At 65.6% G+C, this 25,481-nt stretch carries 20 protein-coding genes; 9 read left to right on the plus strand and 11 right to left on the minus strand.

All coding sequences use genetic code 11. From position 1 onward, the window contains the following. Positions 1 to 94 precede the first annotated feature (94 nt). The 3 genes from HPA01S_RS07960 to HPA01S_RS07970 form a co-directional block, all read right to left on the minus strand. Positions 95 to 2,365, minus strand: a complete 2,271-nt coding sequence (locus tag HPA01S_RS07960; RefSeq protein WP_084360540.1) for a DUF262 domain-containing protein — start codon at positions 2,363 to 2,365, stop codon at positions 95 to 97. After that, positions 2,362 to 4,152 carry a GmrSD restriction endonuclease domain-containing protein gene (locus HPA01S_RS07965; RefSeq protein WP_066268592.1) on the minus strand — a complete coding sequence of 597 codons (1,791 nt, stop codon included), beginning with the start codon at positions 4,150 to 4,152 and terminating at the stop codon, positions 2,362 to 2,364. The genes HPA01S_RS07960 and HPA01S_RS07965 overlap by 4 nt, the downstream gene beginning before the upstream one ends. An 88-nt stretch (positions 4,153 to 4,240) precedes the next feature. Then, entirely contained in the window at positions 4,241 to 4,522 is a 282-nt protein-coding gene (locus tag HPA01S_RS07970; protein WP_169801513.1) for a DNA translocase FtsK, read from the minus strand. Positions 4,523 to 4,649: 127 nt separating this feature from the next. Here HPA01S_RS07970 and HPA01S_RS07975 point away from each other — a divergent pair, with 127 nt between their 5' ends. From HPA01S_RS07975 to HPA01S_RS08005, 7 genes are all read left to right on the plus strand, one after another. Beyond that, complete coding sequence (locus tag HPA01S_RS07975) at positions 4,650 to 6,110, plus strand: DUF2779 domain-containing protein (protein ID WP_245638597.1); 1,461 nt, start codon at positions 4,650 to 4,652, stop codon at positions 6,108 to 6,110. 23 nt (positions 6,111 to 6,133) lie between these two features. Then, the gene (locus HPA01S_RS07980) at positions 6,134 to 7,090 is read left to right on the plus strand and encodes a helix-turn-helix transcriptional regulator (RefSeq protein ID WP_066268597.1); all 957 of its coding nucleotides are present in this window, start codon (positions 6,134 to 6,136) and stop codon (positions 7,088 to 7,090) included. Between the two features lie 139 nt (positions 7,091 to 7,229). After that, positions 7,230 to 7,661 carry an ankyrin repeat domain-containing protein gene (locus HPA01S_RS07985; RefSeq protein ID WP_066268600.1) on the plus strand — a complete coding sequence of 144 codons (432 nt, stop codon included), beginning with the start codon at positions 7,230 to 7,232 and terminating at the stop codon, positions 7,659 to 7,661. A 137-nt stretch (positions 7,662 to 7,798) separates the two neighbouring features. Then, positions 7,799 to 9,061 carry an Hsp70 family protein gene (locus HPA01S_RS07990; protein WP_066268601.1) on the plus strand — a complete coding sequence of 421 codons (1,263 nt, stop codon included), beginning with the start codon at positions 7,799 to 7,801 and terminating at the stop codon, positions 9,059 to 9,061. 117 nt (positions 9,062 to 9,178) lie between these two features. Beyond that, entirely contained in the window at positions 9,179 to 9,895 is a 717-nt protein-coding gene (locus HPA01S_RS07995) for an endonuclease/exonuclease/phosphatase family protein (protein ID WP_066268604.1), read from the plus strand. Then, the gene (clsB, locus tag HPA01S_RS08000; RefSeq protein WP_066268606.1) at positions 9,892 to 11,112 is read left to right on the plus strand and encodes a cardiolipin synthase ClsB; all 1,221 of its coding nucleotides are present in this window, start codon (positions 9,892 to 9,894) and stop codon (positions 11,110 to 11,112) included. The genes HPA01S_RS07995 and clsB overlap by 4 nt, the downstream gene beginning before the upstream one ends. Then, a complete protein-coding gene (locus HPA01S_RS08005; RefSeq protein WP_084360541.1) occupies positions 11,109 to 12,137 on the plus strand; it encodes a lysylphosphatidylglycerol synthase domain-containing protein in 1,029 nt (342 codons plus the stop codon). The genes clsB and HPA01S_RS08005 overlap by 4 nt, the downstream gene beginning before the upstream one ends. Here HPA01S_RS08005 and HPA01S_RS08010 read toward each other — a convergent pair. The 7 genes from HPA01S_RS08010 to HPA01S_RS08040 all read right to left on the minus strand — a co-directional run bounded on the left by HPA01S_RS08010 (position 12,110) and on the right by HPA01S_RS08040 (position 20,567). Then, positions 12,110 to 12,883 (minus strand): SDR family oxidoreductase, encoded by a 774-nt coding sequence (locus HPA01S_RS08010; RefSeq protein WP_066268607.1) that lies wholly within the window; start codon positions 12,881 to 12,883, stop codon positions 12,110 to 12,112. The genes HPA01S_RS08005 and HPA01S_RS08010 overlap by 28 nt on opposite strands. Positions 12,884 to 12,967: 84 nt before the next feature. Then, entirely contained in the window at positions 12,968 to 13,642 is a 675-nt protein-coding gene (gene pdeM, locus HPA01S_RS08015; RefSeq protein WP_066268609.1) for a ligase-associated DNA damage response endonuclease PdeM, read from the minus strand. Further along, complete coding sequence (locus HPA01S_RS08020; RefSeq protein ID WP_066268612.1) at positions 13,635 to 16,142, minus strand: ligase-associated DNA damage response DEXH box helicase; 2,508 nt, start codon at positions 16,140 to 16,142, stop codon at positions 13,635 to 13,637. Before HPA01S_RS08020 ends, pdeM begins: the two co-directional genes overlap by 8 nt. Beyond that, positions 16,139 to 17,632: a UdgX family uracil-DNA binding protein gene (locus tag HPA01S_RS08025; protein ID WP_066268614.1), complete on the minus strand. Its 1,494-nt coding sequence runs from the start codon at positions 17,630 to 17,632 to the stop codon at positions 16,139 to 16,141. The genes HPA01S_RS08020 and HPA01S_RS08025 overlap by 4 nt, the downstream gene beginning before the upstream one ends. Positions 17,633 to 17,643: 11 nt before the next feature. Beyond that, entirely contained in the window at positions 17,644 to 19,008 is a 1,365-nt protein-coding gene (locus HPA01S_RS08030) for a putative DNA modification/repair radical SAM protein (RefSeq protein WP_084360542.1), read from the minus strand. A gap of 44 nt (positions 19,009 to 19,052) precedes the next feature. Further along, positions 19,053 to 19,511 (minus strand): hemerythrin domain-containing protein, encoded by a 459-nt coding sequence (locus HPA01S_RS08035; RefSeq protein WP_066268615.1) that lies wholly within the window; start codon positions 19,509 to 19,511, stop codon positions 19,053 to 19,055. Positions 19,512 to 19,667: 156 nt separating this feature from the next. Beyond that, positions 19,668 to 20,567, minus strand: a complete 900-nt coding sequence (locus tag HPA01S_RS08040; protein WP_066268616.1) for an NAD(P)-dependent oxidoreductase — start codon at positions 20,565 to 20,567, stop codon at positions 19,668 to 19,670. Positions 20,568 to 20,683: 116 nt separating this feature from the next. On the opposite strand from HPA01S_RS08040, the gene HPA01S_RS08045 reads away from it, so the two are divergent. Continuing rightward, positions 20,684 to 21,571, plus strand: a complete 888-nt coding sequence (locus HPA01S_RS08045) for an alpha/beta hydrolase (protein WP_066268618.1) — start codon at positions 20,684 to 20,686, stop codon at positions 21,569 to 21,571. Positions 21,572 to 21,829: 258 nt separating this feature from the next. On the opposite strand, the gene HPA01S_RS08050 is transcribed toward HPA01S_RS08045, so the two are convergent. Further along, positions 21,830 to 22,807 carry a GMP reductase gene (locus tag HPA01S_RS08050; protein WP_066268620.1) on the minus strand — a complete coding sequence of 326 codons (978 nt, stop codon included), beginning with the start codon at positions 22,805 to 22,807 and terminating at the stop codon, positions 21,830 to 21,832. Between the two features lie 244 nt (positions 22,808 to 23,051). Between HPA01S_RS08050 and HPA01S_RS08055 the strand changes: the two genes are divergently transcribed. Continuing rightward, complete coding sequence (locus HPA01S_RS08055; protein ID WP_066268623.1) at positions 23,052 to 25,481, plus strand: UvrD-helicase domain-containing protein; 2,430 nt, start codon at positions 23,052 to 23,054, stop codon at positions 25,479 to 25,481.

Raw genomic sequence — 25,481 nt, forward strand, 5'->3', positions numbered from 1 at the left:
CCGAGGTTGTGCAGACCGTCCCTAACGGAACGAGTTCATACCCGACATGGCCCCAAGATTGGCGCCAAGCACCGTGGGCGCTTGGCACGGCCAATCAAACCGGCGTGCTTGAGCCCGCGGAATGTGCGTGAGTCATGGTGAGGAGCCACTCCGGCATGTCACGAGGCTGATCGTTCTGCGTGCAACGCCACTCGCCGTCGAATGTGATGGTCAGTTGAGGCTCTTCTAAAATTTTCAATGCGGGCAAATCACCGTGGCGGGCGAACTCGTAACTCGGGCGGCCTGGCAACGACTGAGGTGCGCTCGCGTCCATGCTCTTTAGCTTTAGATAAAGGGCGTAAGACTGCAACTCCACGTAGTAGCCGTTCGTGGTCGACTTCTCAAGCAGGAAGATCGTTCCGTCGCCCGGCCCCTCGCGCTGCATCGTCAGGTAGTGTGCTTTGCAGAATCCAATGAGCTCAGGATCGGCGATCACATGCGCTCGCCAGTCTGAGCAACTCTGAATGGCCGCACCCACAAGCTCACGCAACGAGTTTTCTACATCGTCCCCCAGACGGTCTAGAAGTAACTTGAACACCGGTTTTTTGACGACCTTCAGCCAGTTCTCATCCCGTTCGCGGAAAGACCCGTTGAGTGGCGCACAAAAGGAAAGGTACTTGCCACTCGGGATTCTGTAGTCTTGCAAGGACAGCAATGCGCGCTGCAGCAGGAACTCTGTGGAGAGCAGCACTTCGTCGCTGAGCAAGATCTCTGTGCTGCGTGCGTAACGGAAAAAACGTTCAAGTTGCGGCTCCGTGCTCTCTGTCGGCGTGCTGAACTCGAGCAAAAAACCGACACGCCCTTGAAGATAGCTGTGCCGCTCCACCTGTTGCAGCACCGGACCCCAGCGTTCATCGCCAAGAATCAACGCCGCTTTGTCTTGTTCCTCTTTGAACTGCTCTTGCGACAAGCCCGAGGGATGCGACTCGGACGAGATTTCTTCGTACAGGGCCATTGCGTGCAGAGCCAGAGACTTCAGTCCACGCACGCTGCTGGGCAACGTGTCCAGTTGGAAGTGAGAGTTGTTGATCAGGTTTCCGGTCACCCGTTGCCAACGACGACGCGCTTCGTTGACCGCATCCACGTCTGTTTGTTGCCATGTTGCGCGCTGGAAGCACAGCACGGCATAGAGCTTGGCAAGGTCGTCGACACGGGCCTTCGGCGACAAGCAGCGTTGCAGCACCGCGAGGTCCGACGGGTCGGGGTTGCCGCAGAAGTAGTCCAGCAGGATCTCCATCGAGCGCACAGTGTCGACCGCATAGGCTGACCGCTCTTCAAACGCCCGCAGAGAGACGTATTCATGGGCCTCCTGCAGCCGTTTGATCCAGTCCGCCTGTTGCGCTTTTTCTTCAGGCCGGCCTTTGGTTGGTTCAAACCGTTCGCATGCCTCGAACAGTGCGATCAGGTACAAGAACCGAAGGAACATCGCGTCGTGCGGTGCGCTCGTCGGGGTCGAATCCTGCACGTTCTTTTCCTGGCGTGACTCGGGCGCCGCGCGTGCCTGCAACCAGAAGAAGTGCATCCACTGCATGTCCATCTTTTCATCGATCCCGGCGGCATTGCCCGTCTTTTCCCTTGTCACCAGCCAGGCTTTGAAGTTCTCAAAGGCGGTCAGTGGCTTGCCCCGCGCGTTCATCTTGATGTACAGGTCGTCAGACAAATCGAAGTTGGTCAACTCCAGAAAGTGAAAGGTGATGGGTGGTGCGTCTGCGTCAACCAAACGACGGTAGAGCCCATCTTCGTCCTTGAAAGCCTGATGAATGGCGTCCAGCATCGTCAGGCAAGAATCCACCGTGGGGTCTTTCTTCCAACTGGAGAAGAACCATTGCCCATCCGTCAACGAGGCCGAGAGCGAAGTCCCCTGTGCGTCGATGGACGCCAAGGGAACATTTTCATGCTGGCGCACCAAGGCATTGAAGAATTCGGTGGAGCTGATTCGCGTGGCGTACCGGAATTTGCTGCGCCTTTCTGGTGCCAAGAACAGCGTCTGAAAGTGCGCTTGCTGTCCGTCTCGCAGAGCGAGATACCAGTGCAACAGAAACAATGTCGTCAGGCGTTGCTGTCCGTCCAGTACCGACAGAGTTCCAAGCTCTCTGCGGTTCTCGGAGCGAATCACACTGCCGTACACGAAGTCCAGGTCCAATGCGTGAGGTGTGCTGCGTTGCAAGGCTGTCTTCAGTGAGGCCAGAAAAATTGAACGAATGTCGCCCGCTTCTGGACGGCCCTGGGCATAGTCCCGCTGGATGATGGGGATTTCGATCCAATCGAGACCGGAAATCAAGCTTGCAAGCGACAACCTGTTTTCTGGGGAGGCGGATGTCGTCATGGGTGAACCTCTTGGCCGGCAAAAAAGCGTGTGAATGTGTCGATCATGGCCGTGAGGTGGGCATGAGAGTCTTCCTTGGTCCAGAACAACATCTTGTCGATGTCTTCGCTGTAGTACTTCATGAATGCATTTTTCGTGCAGAGCGGAACAAACTGTCCTCGTTTGTCCAGACCAAACAACTTCTTGCGCTTGATCGGAAAAATGGCATTCTTGTAACTGCGGTTGGTGGCAGCGTCCAGCAGCGTCAGATTGCCCAGACCATGGTCAGCCGTTGGATCGGTGCCTCTACCCGTTTCGCCTTCCCGCCCGTAGTGCGACACGATTTCGCCGAAGAGTTTGCTGAACGCTTGTGAATCCAGCTTTTCCGCGTCCACGATCTGAACCGCCCTGATCCGCAGTGCGTTGTCTGGGTCGGAGCGCAGGTGCTCAATGAAGTTGTTGAGCCACTGTTTCTGCAAATCCACTCGATCGGGCATCTCGGAAGTTACCGAGTGGATGTGTTCGATGTCCCATTCTTCGGTCTTGAAGAGGTTGAACGGGAACCGTGCGCTCGAGGCTTGCACCAACGACACCACATTGAACAACAGCAGCACGTTTCGCACGACTTTAGATTCGGACCCATAGACGAGGTCCGACAGGGTGTTTTGAATCTGCTCTGCTGGCGTGGCAACACCGTGCGCGTGAGAGCCCTTTGCCGAGAAGATCTGTTTGAAAATGTCGGACTTCAAACGTTCTCGGAACATGGTCTTGGACGAGCAGGCGTTCGACAAGTGCTGAATCTGGAAGATGTTTCTCGCGTGATCACGTAGCTGAAAAATGCGAAATCCGATGAGGTGATAGAGCAGGTGGTCTGAAAACCACTCATCGAGCTGCAGGAAGATGCGCTTCACGTGTTCCCACTCGTTCAGCACGTCAACGTCAGGACGCGAAAGCAAATCGTTGAACGCAAAAAAAACAAAGGTGTTGGGGTTGTCCCGTTCCAGGGCGTCACCAGACTTCACTTCCTCGGCACGCAGTCGCAACACGAGTTCGATTCGGTTGGAGGCGACGTTGGCATTGCTCAGGAAGTACCAGAACGCATCGTCTTGCAGACGCCGCTCGATATGGTCCCATTCTTGGGCGATGCGCAACTGGTTTGCTTGAAGGGACTTGGTGTCGTCACCCTCGAAGTTGCGCGCACGCAGGAACAGCGCCTTGACGAGCTCAGCGCTGGTCAGAGGAATTTTCCCCATATTGAGACGGGCGAAGACATCGACCGGCTTGACCTGGTCTGATACTTCGTACCAGATCACCTTCACTTGCTTTCGGAATGCTGACTCAAGTTTGGCCAAGTCCAGGTTTTCGTTGGCAAACCACCTTGCAATCGCCAGGTGACTCTCGTGAATGTGGAAAAAATCGATGTTGTCGTCTTTCCGTTGTGCACTGGGATCCTGTAGATAGGCTGCACTGTCCTCGCGTGTCGCGTAATGCAGCGTGAAATGTCGCCTTTGCCCGCTTTCTACATAACGGCTGTTGAAGAAATTCAAAATCAAGTACAGCGTGGTGAGGCGTTGCTGCCCATCAATGAGCTCCCTGCCCACCCCTGAATTCTTCGACACCACGACAGGCTGAAGGCAATAGAAACTGGAGGGGGTCCATTCTGGTGAAGAAACGAACTCCTGCACATCGTCTAACAGCGCCGTGACTTGTTCGGGCGTCCAGCGGTAACCCCGTTGGTAGGAGGGCACACGAAAAATTTCGTCCTTCAGGTCGTCTATTGCGCGCAGTGTCAGGTTGTTGGATTGCATGGCATTGTGGGGAATACGAACAGTGAAACCAGGCCGTTGTATGGCTTCATGAAGAGATATGGGGCGCCGCACAGGAGCTGAAGCAATGCTACTCGACCGACCGTTGAGTACATTGCTGATTAAAAAATGCTTGAAATCGTGCGTCGCTCCAGAAGATTGCGCGATTTCCCGAGTCCTCCGCTGTGTCCGCAATCACCCCCTCCTGAACCATCCGGTTGACGAGTTTCAGGGCGACGCTGTATTGAAGCTTGAGTCTGCGTTGAATAAGGCTGATGCTTGCCTGCTGCTCTCTTGCGACGACCTGGAGGGCTGCTGTGTAGGTTGAGGTTTTTTGCAGATCAACCGTCGCTGTGTTTTTTTTGATTTCCATGATTGCCCTTGTGTGAAAGTGCACCAGTTTGCCGATGTGTGCGACACCATGTGTCGCAACCCATCCCATACTGGCGAGGTGTTCAAGTTTCAGGAAAACAATGCGGAACTTCTCTAAATCGAAGTTGATGGCTCTGCGCCAATGCCCGAAACGGTTCTGGCTGGAAATTCATCGCCCAGCGTTGCGCATCGAGTCGACAGCTGCAGAGGCGCGGTTTGAAGCCGGACACCACGTTGGTGAAATCGCGCGGCGCCTTTACGACCCGATGGGTGAAGCCGTCATGGTGGACGTTGAAGGACAAGGATTCGCAGCGGCGATTCAGCACACGTCCGACTTGCTTCAGGCGCAGCAGCCGGTGTTTGAGGCGGGCTTCGCTGCCGGTGGTGCGCTTGCCTTTGCCGACGTGATGCTGCCGTCTGGCGAGCAGCCGCTTGAATGGCGCATGGTGGAGGTGAAATCGTCCACCAGAGTCAAGCCTTACCACTGCGATGATGTGGCGGTGCAAGCCTACGTTGCACGGACTGCGGGCGTTCGGCTGTCAGGCGTTGCCGTGGCTTGTATCGACAGTTCGTGGACGTACCCGGGAGGCGGTGATTACAGAGGTCTTCTGCATGAGAACGATCTGACGCAGGAGGCGTTGGCGCGTGAAGAAGAGGTCAAGTGCTGGATTGATCGTGCGCAGACCGTGTCTGCTCTCGATCAGGCTCCAGAGATGGCGGTGGGCCCGCATTGTGATGATCCGTTCGAATGCGGTTTTTACGGGCATTGCAACCAGCATGAGTCGCAGGCCACCTATCCGATTCATTGGCTTCCGCGGCGGGGTGCTCGGCTCAAGCAGGCGCTTGATGCCCGTCAAATCACCGACATGCGCGACGTACCTGATGATCTGCTCAACCCAGTGCAGCAACGGGTGAAGCACCACACCTTGACGGACACCGTTTACTTCGACTCAACAGGCGCGGCCGAAGACCTTGCTGCGCATCCTTTGCCCGCGCAGTTTCTGGACTTTGAAACCATCCAGTTCGCGGTTCCCATCTGGGCTGGAACGCGTCCCTATCAGCAGATACCGTTCCAGTACAGCCTGCACACCTTGATGGAGAACGGTGAGGTTTTGCATGGGGATTTCCTGACGCTGGATGGTGAGGATCCGTCACGCCGGCTTGCCATGGCCCTTGTTGCCGATTGTGGCGACCGTGCCTGGCCCATCTTTGCCTACAACGCTGGTTTTGAGAAAAGCCGGTTGCGAGAGTTGGCGTTGCGTTTCCCTGAACATGCGGCTCCGTTGCTGGCTATCGTTGACCGTGTGGTGGACTTGCTGCCCATCGCACGTGAGCGTTATTACCACCCCTCGCAGAAGGGCAGTTGGAGTATCAAGGCCGTGCTGCCGGCCGCGGTGCCTGCATTGCGCTACAGCGACCTGGCGGGCGTACAGGACGGCGGCATGGCCATGGACGCTTATCTGGAAGCCATTCACCCGGTAACAAGCTTGGAGCGTGTCGAGATCATCAGGCGCCAACTGCTGGCTTATTGCCAGCTTGACACCTACGCGATGGTCAGGTTGTGGCAGGTTTTCAATGGGCACGCTTGACTCGGGCGGAGGACTGTAGACCCATGCCAAAACGCCCAGAAAGCCTGGAGACGCTGCAAATGGCGATTGAGATGCTGCGCCGCATACCCAGAGGCCGTACTGTCACCGCCGCGGAGTTGCAGCAGCAACTGGCAGATGCCGGATTCGAGCGCGATGTGCGCACCGTACAGCGCCAGCTGGAGACCTTGTCGGAGTACTTCGAACTTGACCGGGACGACAGCAGAAAACCATTTCGGTACAGCTGGAAAGAGGGCGCCAAGGGATTGAGTCTGCCCGGCCTGAGTGCGCAGGAGAGCTTGTTGCTCACGCTGGCAGAGCAGCAGTTGCATGCCTTGCTTCCTCCTCGGTTGATGAGCTCCCTTCGGGGGTTTTTTGTGCAGGCGCGCGAAAAGCTGGGTGATGCCGGTGACAAATCCATTGAAAGCGCTTGGCTCAAGAAGGTTCGGGTGGTCAGCACCAGCCAACCCTTGCTGCCGCCCACCATCGCGCCAGGCGTTCTCGAGCAGGTGAGCCACGCGCTGTATGAAAACCTGTGGCTTGATGTGGATTACAAGAACGCCAACGGCAACGCCGCGCACCATCGGGTGATGCCACTGGGACTGGCGCAACAAGGTCCACGCATGTACCTGGTCTGTCGCTTTGAGGGGTACGACAACGAACGAAGCCTTGCGGTGCACCGCATGCGCTCGGCGCGGGCAAGCAGTTTTCGCTTTGATCCACCCGAGGAGTTCGACCTGAGCCAGTACGACAACGATGGTCGTTTTGGCTTCGGAAGCGGAGAGCGCATACAGCTGACCTTCAAGATTGACAAAGATGCGGGGCATCACTTGCTGGAAACGCCACTGTCAGTCGACCAGCGCGTTGTAGAGGAAGGCGATGACTATCTGGTCTCCGCCACTCTGGTGGACAGCAGCATGCTCGACTGGTGGCTGCGTGGGTTCGGTGATTCGGTTCACTCGGTGTTGAAGCGGCCTGTGTGAAATCCGCTGCGCACGGGCTGAGCATTGGGGCCGCGGCTGCTGGACCGGTGCACGGGTGGAGACGCTGCACCCCTGCGTACACTCGGTCTTCCACTGACTGCCGCAAAGAACCCAAGTGCCCGACTGGAAAACCCAACAAATGATCAAAGCCTCCGGCTGGCCCCTGGCCCCGGAGCTGTTGACCGCGCCCGATGCCGATTTCAATGCGCGCCTTGAAGGCGGCCTGGTGCCGCTGCACTGGGCTTGCGCGGAGGGCAAGGCCGGGGTTTTGAAGTACATGCTGGAGCGCGGCGCCAATGTGCTCGACGTGGCGGACGGTGCGGTCAGCGTCGCGGGGCGCACGCCGCTGTACATGGCGGTGCACTCGGGCAGTTTTCAGGTGGTGATGATGGTGATCGACCGGCTCAAGGCGCTGGGCGCACCACCGCCCGATGAGGCCTTGAAGAAGCGCCTGGCGCATGTGTTCCGCGCCAGCCATGCCGATGCCAAGAACCGCCTGCAGCAGACGCTGAAGGATTGGGAGCGCAAGGCACCTGCATCTGCTCCCGCACCGACGGCCAAGGGCGCTTGACGGGCTGAGGCACCGGCCCGCCACCGTTACGGCTCGGTGGCAGAATCCCCGGTCCTCATCGTCGGCCACGGCGCCCGCTCGCCGCCCGGCCTGCGCACCCGCCGTGCCCACCCCGTTTCTCTCCCTTCTGGTTCCCCATGCAATCCTCGCCGCCCGCCGGCATGCTCGGCATTGATTTCGGCACGTCCAACTCCGCCATGTCCTGGGCCGCGCCGGGCGGTGGCACCTCGCGGCTGATTCCGCTGGAGGGTGAGGCCACGGCCATGCCGACGGCGGTGTTCTTCAACGCCGAAGACCGGTGCACGCACTTCGGGCGCGACGCCGTGGGCCAGTACCTCGGCGGCACCGAGGGGCGCCTGCTGCGTTCGCTCAAGAGCCTGCTGGGCAGCCCTCTGCTGAACGAATCCACGGTGGTGAACCACCAGCAGATCAGCTTCCAGCAGATCGTGGAAATTTTCCTCAACGAGTTGCGCGAGCGCGCCGCGCAGGTGTTGGGTGCTGCGCCCACCCGCGTGGTGATGGGGCGGCCGGTGCACTTTGTGGACGACGACCCGGCGCGCGATGCCCAGGCCCAGCAGTCGCTGCAAGACGCGGCGCAGGCCGTGGGCTTTGCAGACGTGTCTTTCCAGTTCGAGCCGATTGCGGCCGCGCTCGACCACGAGCGCCGCCTCACGCGCGAAAGCCTGGTGCTGGTGGTTGACCTGGGCGGCGGCACGTCGGATTTCACCGTGGTGCGCCTGGGCCCGCAGCGCATGCTGCTGGCCGACCGCAGTGCCGACGTGCTGGCCACCACCGGCGTGCACATCGGCGGCACCGACTTCGACCAGCGCCTGAGCCTGGGCCAGGTGATGCCGCTGCTGGGTTACCGCCACCACGGCCCGCAGGGGCGCGAGGTGCCCAACCGCGTGTTCATGGATTTGTCCACCTGGCACCTGATCCAGTGGCTCTACCTGCCGCGCGCCATTGCCCAGGCGCAGAACCTGCGCAGCAACTACAGCGACGTGCGCCTGCACGAACGCCTGATGCGTGTGCTGGCGCAGCGCGACGGCCACCGCATTGCCCACGAGGTGGAGCAGGCCAAGATCCGCTGCTCACTGCAGGACACCGACACCACGGTGGACCTGTCGGGCGTGGAGCGCGACCTGGCGGCCCAGCTGGCCCCGGCCGACATGGCGCAGCACCTGGAGGCGCTGCTGGCACGCACCGTGGCCTGTGCGCGCGAATGCGTGCAACGCGCCGAGCTGGGCAACGCGTCGCTGGACGCGATCTACCTCACCGGCGGTTCTTCGGCCCTGCTGCCGTTCCAGCGCGCGCTGCAAGCCGAGTTCAAGGGCGTGCCGCTGGTGGAAGGTGATCTGTTCGGCGGCGTGGCCTCGGGGTTGGCTTACTCGCGCGCCTGAACAACGGCGAGAGGGCGGAAGGTGGCGGGCGTCGTCGGTGCGGTCGGCACCACCGCCCGCGCGTGATCGCGGTGTTGTCTGACAAAGGCGCCTGGCGGCGCAGGCCTAGCATGGTCCATGCAGGTTTTGACAGTGAACATCCACAAGGGTTACGACGTGTTCAACAGCCGCTCCGTGCTGGAAGGTTTGCGCCACGCGGTGCGCGCCGTGCGCAGCGACGTCGTGTTCCTGCAGGAAGTGCAGGGCGGCAGCGGCCCCAGCGCCGCGCAGTACGAATACCTGGCCGACCAGATCTGGCCGCAGCACGCCTACGGCCGCAACGCCGTGGCCGAAGGGCAGGACCACGGCAACGCCGTGCTCTCGCGTTACCCGGTGCTGCACGATGAAAACCACGACCTCTCCGTGCCCGGCGCCGAACCGCGTGGCCTGCTGCACTGCGTGCTGGCCGTGCCCGACGGGCCCGAGCTGCACGTGATGTGCACCCACCTCGGCCTGCGCGAAAAACACCGCCGCCTGCAACTGGCGCAGATCTGCGACATCGTCAGCCGCCACGTGCCCGAACACGCGCCGCTGGTGCTCGCGGGTGATTTCAACGACTGGCGCCAGCGCGCCGACGAACTGCTGGCGCCCAGCGGCGTGCGCGAGGTGTTCCGCCTGAGCCACGGCCACCACGCGCGCAGTTTTCCTGCCGGCTGGCCCGTGCTGCGGCTCGACCGCATCTACGTGCGCGGCGTGGCCATGGCCCTGCCGGTGCCGCTGCCGCGCCGCCCCTGGGCGCAGTTGTCAGACCACGCGCCGCTGGCGGCCGACATCGCCCTGGAGGCCTCCGAATGAACTCGCATTGGGTGCCCGGCAACCACATCACCCTGCTTGAAAACGGTGAGGCTTATTACCCGCGTGTGTTCGAAGCCATCGCCGCGGCCGAAAAAGAAGTGCTGCTGGAAACCTTCATCCTGTTCGACGACAAGGTGGGCCGCGGCCTGCACGCCGCGCTGCTGAGCGCCGCGCAACGCGGCGCGCGGGTGCATGTGCTGGTGGACGGCTGGGGCTCACCCGACCTGCCGCCCTCGTTCACCCAGCCGCTGCTGGAAGCCGGCGTGCAGCTGCGCGCCTTCGAGCCAGCGCAGCGCGTGCTGGGCACGCGTGTGAACCTGCTGCGCCGCATGCACCACAAGCTGGTGGTGGTGGACGGCCAGCGCGCCTTCGTCGGCGGCATCAATTACTCCATCGACCACCTGGCCGAGTTCGGCGCCCAGGCCAAGCAGGATTACGCGGTGGAGGTGCAAGGCCCGCTGGTGGGCCAGATCCAGGCTTTCTGCCGCGCCAACCTGGATGCACCGGAGCCGGCACGCGGCCAGTGGCTGCAGCGCTGGCGCCTCCGCCAGCAACGCAAGGGCGAAGCCACGCTGCTCGACGACGGCGCGCTGGCCGCCTTCGTCACGCGCGACAACCACCAGCACCGCAGCGACATCGAGCGCCACTACCGCGCCGCCATCCGCAGCGCGCAGCACCGCATCGTGATCGCCAACGCCTACTTCTTTCCCGGCTACCGCTTCCTGCGCGATCTGCGCCGCGCCGCGCGCCGCGGTGTGCAGGTGGATCTGCTGCTGCAGGGAGAGCCCGACATGGTGTGGGTGAAGCGCGCCAGCGAGCTGCTGTACCAGCACCTGATGCGCGCCGGCGTGCGCATCCACGAATACACCGAGCGCCCGCTGCACGGCAAGGTGGCGGTAGTGGACGACCGCTGGGCCACGGTCGGCTCCAGCAACCTCGACCCGACCAGCCTGAGCCTGAACCTGGAGGCCAACGTGGTGGTGCGCGACGAGGTCTTTGCCCGCCACTTGCGCGAGCACATCGACACGCTGCTGCAAAGCTGCTGCCAGCGCGTGGAGCTGCCCACGCCGGGGCGCCTGCGCTCGGCCTGGATCGCGGTGCGCAGCATGGTGGTGTTCCATGCGCTGCGCCGTTTCCCCGACTGGACGCGCCAGACCACGCCACGCGCGCCGCGCGTGGTGCCGCTGACCATCGACACCCTGGACACCCAGGCATGAGCCCACGCGCCCAACGCATCTGGCTTTGGGCGAAACGCATCGCGCCCTGGGCGCTGGCGGCCCTGGTGCTGGCGCTGGTGGCGCAGCAGGCGCGCACGGTGGAGTGGCCGGCGGTGTGGGCTTCGCTGCAGCAGATGCCGGTGCAACGGCTGGCGCTGGCCGTGGCCATTGCGGTGCTGAGCTATGCGGTGTACGCGGGTTTTGACCTGGTGGGCCGCCGGCTCACGCAGCATGGCCTCTCGGTGCCGCGCACGCTGGGCACCGCGGCCATCAGCTACGCCTTCAACCTCAACTTCGGTGCGCTGGTGGGCGGCTTTGCGATGCGCCTGCGCCTGTACACGCGCTGGGGCCTGCAGGCGGCCACCGTGGCCAAGGTGATCGCGCTGAGCATGGCGACCAACTGGCTGGGTTACCTGTGGGTGGCCGGTGCGGTGCTGCTGTGGTCACCACCGCGCCTGCCGGCCAGCGACTGGTTGCCCGGCGACGGCAGCCTGCGCGCCATCGGTGCCGTGATGCTGGCGCTGGCCCTGATGTATCTGGTGTTGTGCGCGCGCTCGAAAGAACGCACGCTGCGCTGGCGCAGCCACGCACTGCCCTTGCCGGGTGGCCGCCTGGCGCTGCTGCAACTGACCACCGGCGGCGCGAGCTGGCTGCTCATTGCCAGCATCGTCTGGGTGCTGTTCGACGGCCATGTGGCTTATGCGGTGGTGCTGGGTGCGTTGCTGATGGCGGCGGTGGCCGGCGTCATCACCCACGTGCCGGCCGGCCTGGGCGTGCTGGAGGCGGTGTTCGTCGCCACCCTCAGCGGCACGGTGCCAGCCACCGAGGTGCTGGCGGTGGTGCTGGCCTACCGCGCAGCCTATTACCTGCTGCCACTGATGCTGGCTTTGCCGGCCTACCTGTGGAGCGAAGCGGTGGCGCGCCGGGGTGGTGGTGCCGCAATGGTTGCGACAACCGGCGCGCAAGACGGTGCACGTGAGGCGCCGCGCGCCAGGCTTCAGCCGCGGCCCACGAAGGGCATCTGACTGGCCATCACCGTCATGTTGAGCACATTGGTCGAGAGCGGCAGCCCGGCCATGTAGCGCACGGCCTCGGCCACGTGCAACACGTCCATCATGGGTTCGGTGGCCATGCTGCCGTTGGCCTGGCGCACGCCCTGGGTCATGCGCGAAGACAGCTCGGTGAGCGCGTTGCCGATGTCGATCTGGCCGCAGGCGATGTTGTGCTCACGGCCATCGAGCGCGATGGTCTTGGTCAGGCCCAGCACCGCGTGTTTGCTCGCGGTGTAGGGGCAACTGAAAGGACGCGGCGCGTGGGCCGAAATCGATCCGTTGTTGATGATGCGTCCGCCCTGCGGGTTCTGCCGCTTCATCAGGCCGAAGGCGGCGCGTGCGCAGAGGAAGACGCCGGTGACGTTGGTGTCGATCACGTCCTTCCAGCGTTCCACCGGCAGCTCGTCCATCGGCACCGCGGGGGCGTTCACGCCGGCGTTGTTGAACAGCACGTCGAGCCGGCCGAAGCGCTGCTCGATGGTGTCGAACAGGGCCTGCACGCTGTGCTCGTCGCGCACGTCGGCCGGGATTGCGCTGGCCTGCTGGCCGGCGGCCTGTGCGGCGGCGGCCAGCTCGGCCAGCGGCTCGGGCCGGCGGCCGGTGAGCACGACGTGAAAGCCGTCCTGCAACAAACCCTGGGCGACGGCGCGGCCGATGCCGCTGCCCGCGCCGGTGACCAGTGCAACCCGTGTGGATGGTTCAGATGGAGCAGATGCCATGTGCGTTCCTCGTGTGTGTGCCCTGTGAGGGGGCGTGGGTGGAAGGTGCAGGCCCATGGTAATCGGCGTGCCCGGCGGGGCCGGTCACCTGTGCAACGCTCGGGCGGCCTCGCTGCCCGGCCCCAGCGCCAGCAGGTGTTCACCCATGCAGGCGTAACGCGCCTGTGCGCGTGGTGGCCGCACACCGCCGGTGAAGCGCGAGAAGGCGGGCAGGATCAGCTGCCCTTGCTGCACCACGAACGCCGGGAAGCGGCCACGGAAACCGGGCACGCTCACCACCGGATGCACATGGCCGCAGACACCCATGAGCCCATCGCTCGCCTGCGTGGCGCGCGGCATGTGGTCGAACACGAAGGGTCCGTCTTCCACCGCCTGCGCCTGGCGTGCAATGCCCAGGCCGGCCCGCGCCGCCGTGCGGTCGTGGTTGCCTTCGATCAGCAGCAGTTCCAGCCCGGCGTGGCGTGCCAGGAAGGCCGTCCAGGCGTCGCGCCAGCCGCTGTCTGTGTGCGCGCCGTGCAGCAGATCGCCCAGGAACCACAAACCGCGTGCGCCACTGTGCTGCAGCAGCGCGCTCAGGCGCGCCAGGTCGTGCGCGGCGCCACCGCGGGGCAGGGCGATGCCGGCGCTGCGGAAGGCGTCGTCCTTGCCCAGGTGCACGTCGGCCACCAGCAGGCGCTGGCGCGCCGGCCAGTAGAGCGCGCGGTCGGCGTACAGATGCAGCGGCTCACCGGCCAGTTCGATGCCGATGTGTTCAGCCATGGCGGGCCTGCAGTTGTTCGGCCGCGCGGCGCACGCGGGTGGTCCAGTCTTCGGTGCTGAGTTCGCCGCGCACCGCTTCGGCCCAGAGCGGGAAGGCCAGGGGCGTGAGCGTGGGCGGTTGTTGCAGGTCGAGCCGGCGTGCGGCGCAGCGCGCCAGCGTGGCCGAGAGGGCCGACACGTCCATCTGCTGCTCGAACACCTCGCGCTCGGCCTGCGCCAGCAGCAGGTGCGTCGGGTCGTAGCGCCGCAGCACGTCGTACAGCAGGCCACTGGAGGCTTGCAGCTGGCGCTGGCTGCGCTGGGCCGCGCCCGGCAGCGAGGGCGTGAGCATGCCGGCCACGCGTGCGATCTCGCGGAACTGGCGCCGTGCCATCTCGCTCAGGTTCAGGCTTTCCTGCAGGTCGGCCATGAGGCCCTCGGGCGAGAGCAGGCCTTGCAGAGTGGGCGCGTCCAGCGCGGCCAGCGCCTGTTGTGCGCTGAGCACGAAGCCGTGGTCGTTGACCGCGTAGACGAAGGTGTTGGGCGCCAGCCGGCCCCAGCGCAGCGCGAACAGCGCGGCCATGCCTTCGTGCACCGCGCGGCCGGCGAAGGGGTACACGAACAGCGAACCACCGTGGCGCCCGCCGCGCGCGTGCACGGTTTCCACCAGCAGGCTTTGCGGCGTCGGCAGGGCCGAGAGGCGGGCTTGCAGATCGAGCAGCGGTGCGAGCGCGCGCAGCTCGGGGCTGTCGCGCGGGCCGCTCAGCGCCGCTTCCACGCCGGCGCCCAGCTCGGTGGAAAGGGACAGGCGGCCACCCTGCCAGCGCGGCACGTTGGCGCTGATGCCGCTGGCCTTGCGCACATAGGCCGTCATGTTGTCCACCGTCACCAGCTCCAGCGTGCGGCCGGCGAACTGGAAACGGTCGTGCGGGCGCAGGCGGCTGATGAAGCTTTCTTCCACCGAGCCGAGCGAGGCGCCCCGCAGGAAGCGCACCTGCATGGCGCCGTCGGCGCTGATGGTGCCGATGGACAGGCGGTGGTGCAGCGCGATGCGCCGGCTCGGCACGCGGTAGATGCCGGCGTCGTCGCGTTGCACGCGGTGGAAATCGGGGTAGTGCTCCAGCGCCTGGCCGCCGTGTTCGATGAAGCGCAACACGGCTGCCCAGGCGCTGTCACTCAGGGCCGCAAACGCGTGGGTGCCACGCACCTCGGCCAGCAGGGCATCGGCCTCGAAGCCGCCACCCAGCGCCAGCGTGACGCAGTGCTGCGACAACACGTCTAGCGACAGGCGCGGTGGTGTGCGCGCTTCGATGCGGCCGGCCTCGATGGCGCGGCGCGCGGCCGCGTACTCCGCGAGTTCCATGGCGTGCGTCGGCACGCAGTGGATGGTGCTGGCCGCGCCGGGCCGGTGGCCGGCGCGGCCGGCGCGCTGCAGCAGGCGCGCCACGCCTTTCGGGCTGCCGACCTGCAGCACCAGATCGACACTGGGAAAGTCCACGCCCAGGTCGAGGCTGGAGGTGGCCACCACGCAGCGCACCGTGCCGTCGCGCAGGCCTTGTTCGGCGGCTTGGCGCAGCGCGGTGTCGAGCGAGCCGTGGTGCAGGGACAGGGTTTCGGGTGGCTCCAGCCAGATAGAGGCCAGCGCGCGGTGCCACAGCTCGGCCTGGGCGCGGGTGTTGGTGAACAGGATGGCGCTGCGTGTGCCGGCGATGAGCTGGCTCACGCGGTCCAGCTGCGACAGGCCGAGGTTGCCGGCCCAGGGGAAACGTTCGCCCGGCGCGGGCAGCAGGGTCTTGATGGTGGTGCTGCGCGCGCGGGCCTGGCGCACGATGGGCGCGCCCGGCCGGTGCGGCAGCAGCGCGTCGCGCGCTTCCTCCAGGTTGCCCAGCGTGGCCGACAGGCCCCAGGTGACCGCGGCCGGTGCCAGCGCACGCAGGCGCGCCAGCCCGAGCTGCAGCAGCACGCCGCGTTTGTTGTCGAGCAGTTCGTGCCACTCGTCCACCACCACGCCGCGCAGGCCGCTGAGCAGGCCGGCGGTCTCGGGGTAGGACAGCAACAGCGCCAGCGATTCGGGTGTGATCACCAGCACCTCGGCCTGGCCCTGGCGCGCCAGGCGGCGGTCGCGCGAGGACGCGTCTCCCGTGCGTTTGGCCACCGTCCATGGCAGGCCGAGTGAGGCCACGGCGTGTTGCAGCGCGTATTGGGTGTCGCTGGCGAGCGCGCGCAGCGGCGTGATCCACAACAGGCGCAGGCGGGCGGGCTTTTCTTTCGTGCCTGTTTTTTTGCCGGTGTTCGTGGTGTTGGTTTTGGTGGTGGATGTGCCGGCCTCGCGCAGCCCTTCGAGCAGCGCACCACCAAAGGCTGCCAGGGTCTTGCCGCTGCCGGTGGGCGTGACCAGCAGGCCCGATTCGCCACGCAACCAATGCCGCCACACCGCGCGCTGGAACGGCGCGGCGGTCCAGCCCCGGGTGGTGAACCACGCCAGCAGTGCGGCGTCGGCCTTGCGCGGCGTGGTGCTCACCCGGCGGGTTCTTTCAGGTGCAGCGGCGGCTGCATCGCCGGCCGCAGGGCCTGCACCCAGTCGCCGTATGTGGGTGCGCCGGATTCGGCGTGCCGCAGCACCGCCGCCGGGTGGTGCACCACCCAGACCGGCAGGCCGTCGGCGCGTGGCCACCACTGGCCCAGGCTGTCCTGCACGCTGACCGGCCGCCCGAGCAGGCTGGCGGCGGCGGTGGCGCCCAGCGCCAGCAATGCCTGCGGCGCGACCAGGCGGACCTCTGCCTCCAGCCACTGCTGGCAGGCCAGGGCTTCGCGCTGGCCCGGGGTCTTGTGGATGCGGCGCTTGCCACGCGGTTCGAAGCGGAAGTGTTTGACCGCGTTGGTGAGGTAGAGCCGCTCGACAGGCCAGCCGAGTTCGGCCAGGGCCTCGCGCAGCAACTGGCCTGCCGGGCCCACGAAAGGGCGGCCCGCCAGGTCTTCCTGGTCATCCGGCTGTTCGCCCACGATCATCAGCGGCGCGCCCACCGGCCCCTGGCCCCACACCATCTGGGTGGCGTGGGCGGCCAGCGTGCAGTCCGAACAATGGCGCGCGCGCCGGCCCAGGTCGGCCAGCCGTTCGGCCGCACTTTGTGGAGAGCGTGAGGGCGTTGCGGGCTGTGCGGTCGGCATGCGGCGCAGCGGTGCGGCCACGGCCTGCTGCATGCGCGCGCTGCGTTCGGGCGCGGACTGGATGAGGCCGGTGATGGTGCTCGCCTCGGGCAGGTTGGGCCAGTAGCGCCGCGGCATCTCGCGCAGCATGGCCGAGACCTTGAGCCGCGCCGGGTTGAAGATGCTGCGGTAGTAATCGAGCCAGAGCGCTTCGCCGGCATCGGGTGGTGGCGCCTTCGAGCGGTCCACGCCGGGCGAGAAGCGCAGGCCGTCGCTGCCGTTCCAGTGAGCGCACAGGCGCGGCGTGAGGATGGCCCAGCGCATGCTGGCAAAGCGGCGCTCGAACAGGGGAACGGCGGCGCGCACGATGTGGTGCTCGGGCTCGAACCAGGCGACGTATTGCACGCTGTCTGCCGCGTTGTCATCCACGGCGTCCTGCAGCGGCCGGAAGCGCACGAAGGCGTGCATCTTGTGGATCTCGCGCCGCACCTCGCGCGCCAGCCCTTCGAGCGCCAGCCGGCGCGGGTCCAGTGCGTCTTGCCAGCGCTGCGGTTCGGCCGCCACATCGAGTGCGTAGGCGTGCAGGCGCTGGAAGCGCTGCGGGTCGGCATGCATCAGCACCGCTTCGGCCAGGCTGATGAAGCCGGCGGGCAGGCGGCGCAGGGCGTGCAGCGGCGGGGCTTCTTCGGGTGGCGCGATGGTGGGGGCGGGTGCCAAGGCTTCCAGCAGATCGGCCTGCGCCTCACCGCCCGCGCCGCCGCTCCACAACACCTCGCCAGGCGCGGCGCCGCAGGCCAGCAGGGCCGAGAGCGCGCGCAGCGCCACCTGCACATCGTCGGCCTGGTGCTGCACCCGCCAGCGCATGGCGATGTGGCTCAGTGCCCGGCCGCCACGCCGGCCAGCACCGCGTTGTGTTGCGTGATGATGGGCGTGGTTGGGGGCGTGTCGAACAGATCGGCTTGATGTTGTTGCACCGCGCGGGCCGCGAAGGGCGCACGTTGCCGTGGGCGCAGCGCGGCGGTCTGCGTGGTACCCAGCCGCACGGCACCGGGCCGGTGGTCGGGCAGGTGCACGAAGTCGAGTGCCTTGCGACCGGCCGTGCCCAGGCGTTCCATGTCGGCGTGGCGCAGCACGCGCACGCGGCGCGCGTGCAGCAGGCGCTGCACCGAGTGCACGCCCAGGCCGGGCACGCGCAGCAGGGTTTCGCGCGGTGCGCGGTTGACGTCCACCGGGAACAGCTCGGGGTGGGCCAGCGCCCAGGCGAGTTTGGGGTCCATGTCCATCGACAACATGCCGCCGGGCAACACCAGTTCGGCGGCGTCGAAACCGTAGAAGCGCATCAGCCAGTCGGCCTGGTAGAGCCGGTGTTCACGCACCAGCGGTGCGGCCTGGCCGGGCAGGCGCGCGCTGGCGTGCGGGATCGGGCTGAAGGCCGAGTAATACACGCGCTTGAGGCGGTACCCCGCGTAGAGCCCGGCGCTGGTCTGCAGGATGCTGCGGTCGTCCGAGTCGTCGGCGCCAACGATCATCTGCGTGCTCTGGCCGGCCGGCGCAAACCGCGGCGGCACGGCGCCGGTGCCCTGCTGGCCGGGCAGCGAGCGGATCTGCAAGGCTTGGCTCTTCTGCTCGCGCGCTTCGTCCAGCTTGAGGCGCATGCGCGCCATGCTCTGGCGGATCTGCTGGCCGTTCTTCTCCGGCGCCAGTGCGTCCAGTGCGGCTTGGCTGGGCAGCTCGATGTTGATGCTCAACCGGTCGGCGTGGCGACCGGCGCGCGCGAGCAGGGCCTCGTCGGCGTCAGGGATGGTCTTGAGGTGGATGTAGCCACGAAAGCCGTGCACCTCACGCAGCTGGCGCGCCACCTCCACCATCTGCTCCATGGTGTAGTCGGGCGAGCGGATGATGCCCGAGCTGAGGAACAGGCCTTCGATCAGGTTGCGGCGGTAGAAGTCGAGCGTGAGGTTGACCACCTCTTCCACCGTGAAGCGCGCCCGCTCGACGTCGCTGGAGACGCGGTTGACGCAGTACAGGCAATCGTACAGGCACCAGTTGGTGAGCAGGATTTTCAGCAGCGAGATGCAGCGGCCATCGGGCGCGTAGCTGTGGCAGATGCCCATGCCCTCGTTGGAGCCCAGGCCCTGGCGGTCGAGAGAGTCGCGGCGCGTGCCACCGCTGGAGGCGCAGGACGCGTCGTACTTGGCGGCGTCCGCGAGGATACGGATCTTGCGGGCTACCGGGCTCACACTGTAAGTATATACAGTATTTTGCAGCAGCCCTGCCTTTGCCCTTACGCGGCCTCCAGCTTCTTCTGCATGCGCGCGTAGTCGCGCCGGTAGCGCAGGGCCAGGCGGTGCTTCTGCGTGTCGGTGAGGATTTTTCCCGAGACCTGGAAGAACTTCTTTTCTTCTTCGCGCAGGTGGTGGTGCACCTTCTCCGAGAGTTTCTTCGCGTGCTCCAGCCAGGCGTCGCCGCTGGTCTCGAGCGACTGCAGTTTTTCCACCATCTCGTCCATGGTGTGGTGCTCTGCCAGCGCGTGGCGCGACGAATCCAGCCCCATGTCGTCCATCAGCATCGGGGCGTAGAGAAAGCGCTCTTCGGCCGCGGCGTGCGCGGCCAGCTCGATGCGCAATGCGGTGAACAAAGCCTGGCGGTCATCGCCGGCGGGTTTGGCGCGCAGCAGTTTGCGGCACAGGGAACGTTGGATTTCGTGGCTTTCGCGCAGGGCTTCGTAGATGTTGTCGGTCATGTGTCGGTCCATCGTGGGGGCCTTGAAACGAGGCGCCGTGGGTGGCGCCGGCTCAGGGTCTCATGATGCAGGCCACATGCCGCGCGCGGCGTAGGAGGGCGCTCGCTGCCGCGTCGGAAATGTCCGACAGTGCGAGCCGCCCTCAGTGCCGCGCGTTCACTGCATGCCGTTGCGGCGTGCGAGTTCGACGAACAGGGCCGAGTGGTCGAGGTCGGCCAGGCCGTGTTCGGTGGCGTCGGCAAAGAGTTGTTCGAACAGGCCGGTGATGGGCGCGTCGAAGCCGATCTCCTGCGCGGTGCCGAGTGCGTTGCGCATGTCCTTGAGCTGCACCGTGATGGCGGCGCGTTTGGTGAAGTCGCGCTCGACCATGCGCTGGCCGTGCACCTGCAGGATGCGGCTGTCGGCAAAGCCACCGCTGATGGCCTGCTTGACGCGCGCCATGTCGGCGCCGCCTTTTTCGCACAGCAGCAGCGCCTCGGCCACCGCGCCGATGGTGATGCCCACGATCATCTGGTTGGCCAATTTGGTGAGCTGGCCGGTGCCGTGTGGTCCCACGTGCACCGGTTTGCCGAGCAGCTCCAGCACCGGGCGCGCGCGCTCGAAATCGGCCTGTGCACCGCCGGCCATGATGGCCAGCGTGCCTTGCTCGGCGCCCACCGTGCCGCCGGAGACCGGCGCGTCCAGGTGACGCTGGCCCTGCGCTTCGAGGCGGGCCGCGTGTTCGCGTGCTTCGCGCGGCTGGATCGAGGACATGTCCACCACCAGCGTGCCGGGCCGCAGTGCGGCGGCCGCACCTTGCTCGAACAACACGTCCTGCACGATGCCACCGTGTTCCAGCAGCAGGATCACCAGGTCGGCATCGGCCACGGCCTCGCCCGGGGTGTCGGCCACCGTGGCGCCGAAGGACAGCAGGCGTTCTGCCTTGCTGCGCGAGCGGTTCCACACGTTGACCGCGCAGCCGGCTTCGCACAGGCGGCGCGCCATCGGGAAACCCATCATGCCGATGCCGAGCACGGCGATGCGTTGGGGCAGGGGAGTGGTGTTGCTGGTGTTCACGGGTGTCGGGGGTCTGTGTATCTGTATGGGGCGGCAGTCGATGTCGGGAGCATACGTGCCTGCTGCCGCCGGCGGTTGTGAGCGGCCCGCAAAAACCCCGTGACACAATGCGCCCGATGAAACACACCAGCCCCAACCTCGATCCCGCCTGGCTCGAAGTCGAGCACAACAACCGCGCTCGCGTGCCGGAATTCCAGTCGCACTTCGACCGCTGGGCGCGCGACTCGGCAGCCGCACGCGCCAACGGCCGGAGCCTGCTCGACGTGCGCTACGGCCATGGCGAGGGTGAAACGCTGGACATCTTTCCCGCGCCGCGCAAGGCGGGCAAGCCGCCCGCGCCGGTGCTGGTGTTCATCCATGGCGGCTGGTGGCGCAGCCTGGACAAGGCCGACCATTCCTTCATCGCGCCGCCGTTCGTGCAGCGCGGTGCTTGTGTGGTGCTGCCGAACTACGCGCTGTGCCCGGCGGTGACGGTGCCGCAGATCACGCTGCAGATGGTGCAGGCGCTGGCCTGGGTGTACCGCCACATCGGCGCGCACGGCGGTGACCCGCAGCGCATCACGGTGGTGGGGCATTCGGCGGGTGGGCACCTGGCGAGCATGATGCTGGCCTGCGACTGGTCGCTGGTGGGGGACGACCTGCCGCTGTCGCTGGTGAAGAATGCCCTGGGCATGTCGGGCCTGTACGACCTGGAGCCGGTGATGCACACGCCGTCGGTGCAGACGTCGCTGCACCTCACGCCCGCGGACGTGTCCCGGGCCAGCCCGGCGCGCCTGCCGGCACCGCGTTTGCGCGAAGGCCGTGGCGAGTTGAGCGCCGTGGTGGGGGCCGATGAAAGCAGCGAGTTCCTGCGCCATAACCGCCTGATCCAGCAGTCCTGGGGCACGGACGTGGTGCCGGTTTGCGAAGGCCTCAAGGGGCTGAACCACTTCAGCATCGTCGACGCGTTGGCCGACCCGCGGCAGCGGCTGCACAAGATGGTGCGGTCGCTTCTGGGTATCTAGTTTTTTGTTTGGGCTTGCTCCGACGGGACCGGCCATCGGCGACCCGGGCGACCGGCTCCGCGGCTGTCCCCCGAACCGGCTGAGCCGGTTCTCCTCATTTATGCCGCTGCGCCGGCCACCCCGATCACCGATGACCTTGTGGGCGCTCGGTCGGTGGTGTGCGAGCACCAGCCACCGGGGGACATTCGCGGAGCAGAGCGCCGTGCGCTCATGGGTCCGCGAAAGCAGGGCGTGCGAAACGCCCCGCACTAGGCCAAATCACATCAGCAGGTGTTCACCCGCGTTGTCGCCACCCAGGATCACGTAGTTCACCTTGCGCACGTCCATCAGCTTGGTGCCGCCGGAATAGCTGATCGAGCTCTGCACGTCCTGCTCCATCTCGATCAGCGTGTCCGCCAGCTTGCCCTTGATCGGTTCGAGGATGCGCTTGCCTTCAACGTGCTTGTACTCGCCCTTGTTGAAGTCGCTGGCCGAGCCGTAGTACTCCTTGAAGCGCTGGCCGTTTTCTTCCACCGTCAGGCCGGGCGATTCCTCGTGGCCGGCGAACAGCGAACCGATCATCACCATCGACGCGCCGAAGCGGATGCTCTTGGCGATGTCGCCATGGCTGCGGATGCCGCCGTCGGCAATGATGGGCTTGGTGGCCACGCGCGCGCACCACTTCAGCGCCGAGAGCTGCCAGCCGCCCGTGCCGAAACCGGTCTTGAGCTTGGTGATGCAGACCTTGCCCGGGCCCACGCCCACCTTGGTCGCGTCCGCGCCCCAGTTCTCCAGGTCGATCACCGCTTCGGGCGTGGCCACGTTGCCGGCAATCACGAACGAAGCCGGCAGCTTGTCCTTGAGGTAGCCGATCATGTTCTTCACGCTGTCGGCATGGCCGTGCGCGATGTCGATGGTGATGTACTCGGGCACCAGGCCCGCGGCCACCAGCGTGTCCACCGTGGCGTAGTCGGGGGCCTTCACGCCGAGCGAGATCGAGGCGAACACGCCCTTGGCGTGCATGTCGCGCACGAACTGCACGTTGTCCAGGTCGAAGCGGTGCATCACGTAGAAGTAACCGTTCTGCGCCAGCCAGAGGCAGATCGATTCGTCCACCACCGTCTTCATGTTGGCCGGCACCACGGGCAGGCGGAACTTGCGCCCGCCCAGTTCCACACCGGCGTCGCATTCCGAGCGGCTTTCCACGCGGCACTTGCGCGGCAGCAGCAGGATGTTGTCGTAGTCGAAGATTTCCATTTGATTACCAAGCTCCAGAAAGCTGTTGTTGAACAGGTGAGCGCTTGGTCTGGCCGGTTCTCTGGCGCCGGGCAGTATTGCCGTGGCCAAAAAGAAACCGGGCGCAAGAAGCTTGGGCCCGGTGCCCGATTGTAGCCATGCACGCCGGCACGAACCGGTACCGCGCCCAAGTCCCTTTTTTATGAGGTGTATACGCATGCCCGTATAAAAACCGGGCGGCCGGGGCGCTTTCTACAATCGCTGCATGTTGTTTGAAGATCCCGTTGCCCCGCCGTCCTCCCCGCTGCTCGCGGGCCTCAATGCCGAACAGGCGGCCGCCGTGCTGCTGCCGGCCGAGCATGCCCTCATCCTGGCCGGGGCGGGCTCGGGCAAGACGCGGGTGCTCACCACGCGCATCGCCTGGTTGCTGCAGAGCGGCCAGGTCTCGCCCGGCGGCATCCTGGCGGTGACCTTCACCAACAAGGCCGCCAAGGAAATGATGACGCGGCTGTCGGCCATGCTGCCGATCAACGTGCGCGGCATGTGGATCGGCACCTTCCACGGCCTGTGCAACCGTTTCCTGCGCGCCCACCACAAGCTGGCCAACCTGCCGGCCACCTTCCAGATTCTCGACACGCAAGACCAGCTCTCGGCCATCAAGCGCCTGTGCAAGCAGTTCAACGTGGACGACGAGCGTTTTCCGCCGAAGCAGATCCAGTACTTCATCAGCGGCTGCAAGGAAGACGGCCAGCGCCCGCACGACGTGGTGGCGCGCGACGACGAAACGCGCAAGAAGATCGAGCTGTACGCGCTGTACGAAGCCCAGTGCCAGCGCGAAGGCGTGGTGGACTTTGGCGAGCTGATGCTGCGCAGCTACGAGGTGCTGCGCGACAACGACCCGGTGCGCGAGCACTACCAGCGGCGCTTCCGCCACATCCTCATCGACGAGTTCCAGGACACCAACCGCCTGCAGTACGCGTGGATCAAGATGTTCAGCGCGCCACCGCTCGAAAGCCTGTCGGGCGCGGGCAATGCGGTGTTTGCGGTGGGCGACGACGACCAGAGCATCTACGCCTTTCGCGGCGCACGCGTGGGCAACATGGCCGACTTCGTGCGCGAGTTCCACGTGCAGCACCAGATCAAGCTGGAGCAGAACTACCGCAGCGTCAGCAACATCCTCGATTCGGCCAACCAGCTGATCAGCCACAACAGCCACCGCCTGGGCAAGAACCTGCGCACCGACGCCGGCGCCGGCGAACCGGTGCGGGTGTTTGAGGCCACCAGCGACTTTGCCGAAGCGCAGTGGATGGTGGACGAGATGAAACAGCTCGCGCGCGAAGACATGCCGCGCAGCGAGATGGCCGTGCTCTACCGCAGCAACGCGCAGAGCCGGGTGGTGGAAACCGCACTCTTCAACGCCGGCATGCCGTACCGCGTGTACGGCGGCCTGCGCTTTTTCGAGCGTGCCGAAATCAAACACGCGCTGGCCTACCTGCGCCTGCTGGAGAACCCGCATGACGACACCAGCTTCCTGCGCGTCGTCAATTTCCCGCCGCGTGGCATCGGCGCACGCAGCATCGAACAACTGCAGGATGTGGCACGGGCTGCCGGCTGTTCGCTGAACGATGCGGTGAGCGCCGTCACCGGCCGCGCCGGTGTGGCGGTGGGTGCCTTCATCGCCAAGCTCGACGTGGTGCGCGAACAGGCCGAGGGCAGCACGCTGCGCGAGATCATCGAACTCGTGCTGGCGCACAGCGGGCTCATCGAGCACTACCGCAACGAACGCGAAGGGCAGGACCGGGTGGAGAACCTGGAGGAACTGGTGAACGCGGCCGAGAGCTTCGTCAGCATCGAAGGTTTTGGCCGCGATGCGGTGGCGCTGCCGATCGACGAACACGGCAAACCGCTGACGCAAAGCCCGGCCAGCCAGGGCCTGGACCCGAACCTGCCGGTGCTGGACGAACCGCTGGCACCCGATGCCGAGACCGGCGAGACGCTCAGCCCGCTCGCCGCGTTCCTGACGCACGCCGCGCTGGAGTCGGGTGACAACCAGGCGCAGGCCGGACAAGACGCGGTGCAGTTGATGACGGTGCACGCGGCCAAGGGCCTGGAGTTCGACTGCGTGTTCATCACCGGCATGGAAGAGGGCCTGTTCCCGCACGAGAACTCGATGAGCGACCGCGACGGCCTGGAGGAAGAGCGCCGCCTGATGTACGTGGCGATCACGCGCGCGCGCAAACGCCTGTACCTCAGCCATTCGCAAACACGCATGCTGCACGGCCAGACGCGCTACAACCTCAAGAGCCGCTTCTTCGACGAGTTGCCCGAGGAATGCCTGAAGTGGCTCACGCCAGCGCAGCCGGCCTGGAGCGCGCCCATGGGCGGTGGTGGTGGCGGCCAGTGGCAGAACGGGCGCCGACCTTATGGCGGCGCCGCGTCGGGCGGTTTGCAGCCGGCCTGGTCACCCGGCTTCAAGGAGCGGGGTGATCCCAAGGGCCTGGGCCAGAAAGCGCCCGAGCCCGACCGCGGCACCGAAATCCGCGCCGGCCTGGCCGTGTTCCACAACAAGTTCGGCGAAGGCAAGGTGCTGGCGGTGGAAGGCGCGGGCGACGACGCGCGCGCGCAGGTGAGCTTCACGCGCCACGGCACCAAGTGGCTGGCGCTCAGCGTGGCCAAGCTCACGCCGATCACTTGA

This window comes from Hydrogenophaga palleronii NBRC 102513, assembly GCF_001571225.1.
GTDB classification, from domain to species: Bacteria; Pseudomonadota; Gammaproteobacteria; order Burkholderiales; family Burkholderiaceae_C; genus Hydrogenophaga; species Hydrogenophaga palleronii.

Coding starts and splice junctions, on each gene's coding strand:
- HPA01S_RS07960 (WP_084360540.1), bottom strand. CDS start 2,365: ATGACGACATCCGCCTCCCCAGAAAACAGGTTGTCGCTTGCAAGCTTG.
- HPA01S_RS07985 (WP_066268600.1), top strand. CDS start 7,230: ATGATCAAAGCCTCCGGCTGGCCCCTGGCCCCGGAGCTGTTGACCGCG.
- HPA01S_RS07980 (WP_066268597.1), top strand. CDS start 6,134: ATGCCAAAACGCCCAGAAAGCCTGGAGACGCTGCAAATGGCGATTGAG.
- HPA01S_RS08055 (WP_066268623.1), top strand. CDS start 23,052: ATGTTGTTTGAAGATCCCGTTGCCCCGCCGTCCTCCCCGCTGCTCGCG.
- HPA01S_RS08045 (WP_066268618.1), top strand. CDS start 20,684: ATGAAACACACCAGCCCCAACCTCGATCCCGCCTGGCTCGAAGTCGAG.
- HPA01S_RS08050 (WP_066268620.1), bottom strand. CDS start 22,807: ATGGAAATCTTCGACTACGACAACATCCTGCTGCTGCCGCGCAAGTGC.
- HPA01S_RS08025 (WP_066268614.1), bottom strand. CDS start 17,632: ATGCGCTGGCGGGTGCAGCACCAGGCCGACGATGTGCAGGTGGCGCTG.
- HPA01S_RS08005 (WP_084360541.1), top strand. CDS start 11,109: ATGAGCCCACGCGCCCAACGCATCTGGCTTTGGGCGAAACGCATCGCG.
- HPA01S_RS07975 (WP_245638597.1), top strand. CDS start 4,650: ATGGCTCTGCGCCAATGCCCGAAACGGTTCTGGCTGGAAATTCATCGC.
- HPA01S_RS07970 (WP_169801513.1), bottom strand. CDS start 4,522: ATGGAAATCAAAAAAAACACAGCGACGGTTGATCTGCAAAAAACCTCA.
- HPA01S_RS08035 (WP_066268615.1), bottom strand. CDS start 19,511: ATGACCGACAACATCTACGAAGCCCTGCGCGAAAGCCACGAAATCCAA.
- pdeM (WP_066268609.1), bottom strand. CDS start 13,642: ATGGCTGAACACATCGGCATCGAACTGGCCGGTGAGCCGCTGCATCTG.
- clsB (WP_066268606.1), top strand. CDS start 9,892: ATGAACTCGCATTGGGTGCCCGGCAACCACATCACCCTGCTTGAAAAC.
- HPA01S_RS07965 (WP_066268592.1), bottom strand. CDS start 4,152: ATGCAATCCAACAACCTGACACTGCGCGCAATAGACGACCTGAAGGAC.
- HPA01S_RS08010 (WP_066268607.1), bottom strand. CDS start 12,883: ATGGCATCTGCTCCATCTGAACCATCCACACGGGTTGCACTGGTCACC.
- HPA01S_RS07995 (WP_066268604.1), top strand. CDS start 9,179: ATGCAGGTTTTGACAGTGAACATCCACAAGGGTTACGACGTGTTCAAC.
- HPA01S_RS07990 (WP_066268601.1), top strand. CDS start 7,799: ATGCAATCCTCGCCGCCCGCCGGCATGCTCGGCATTGATTTCGGCACG.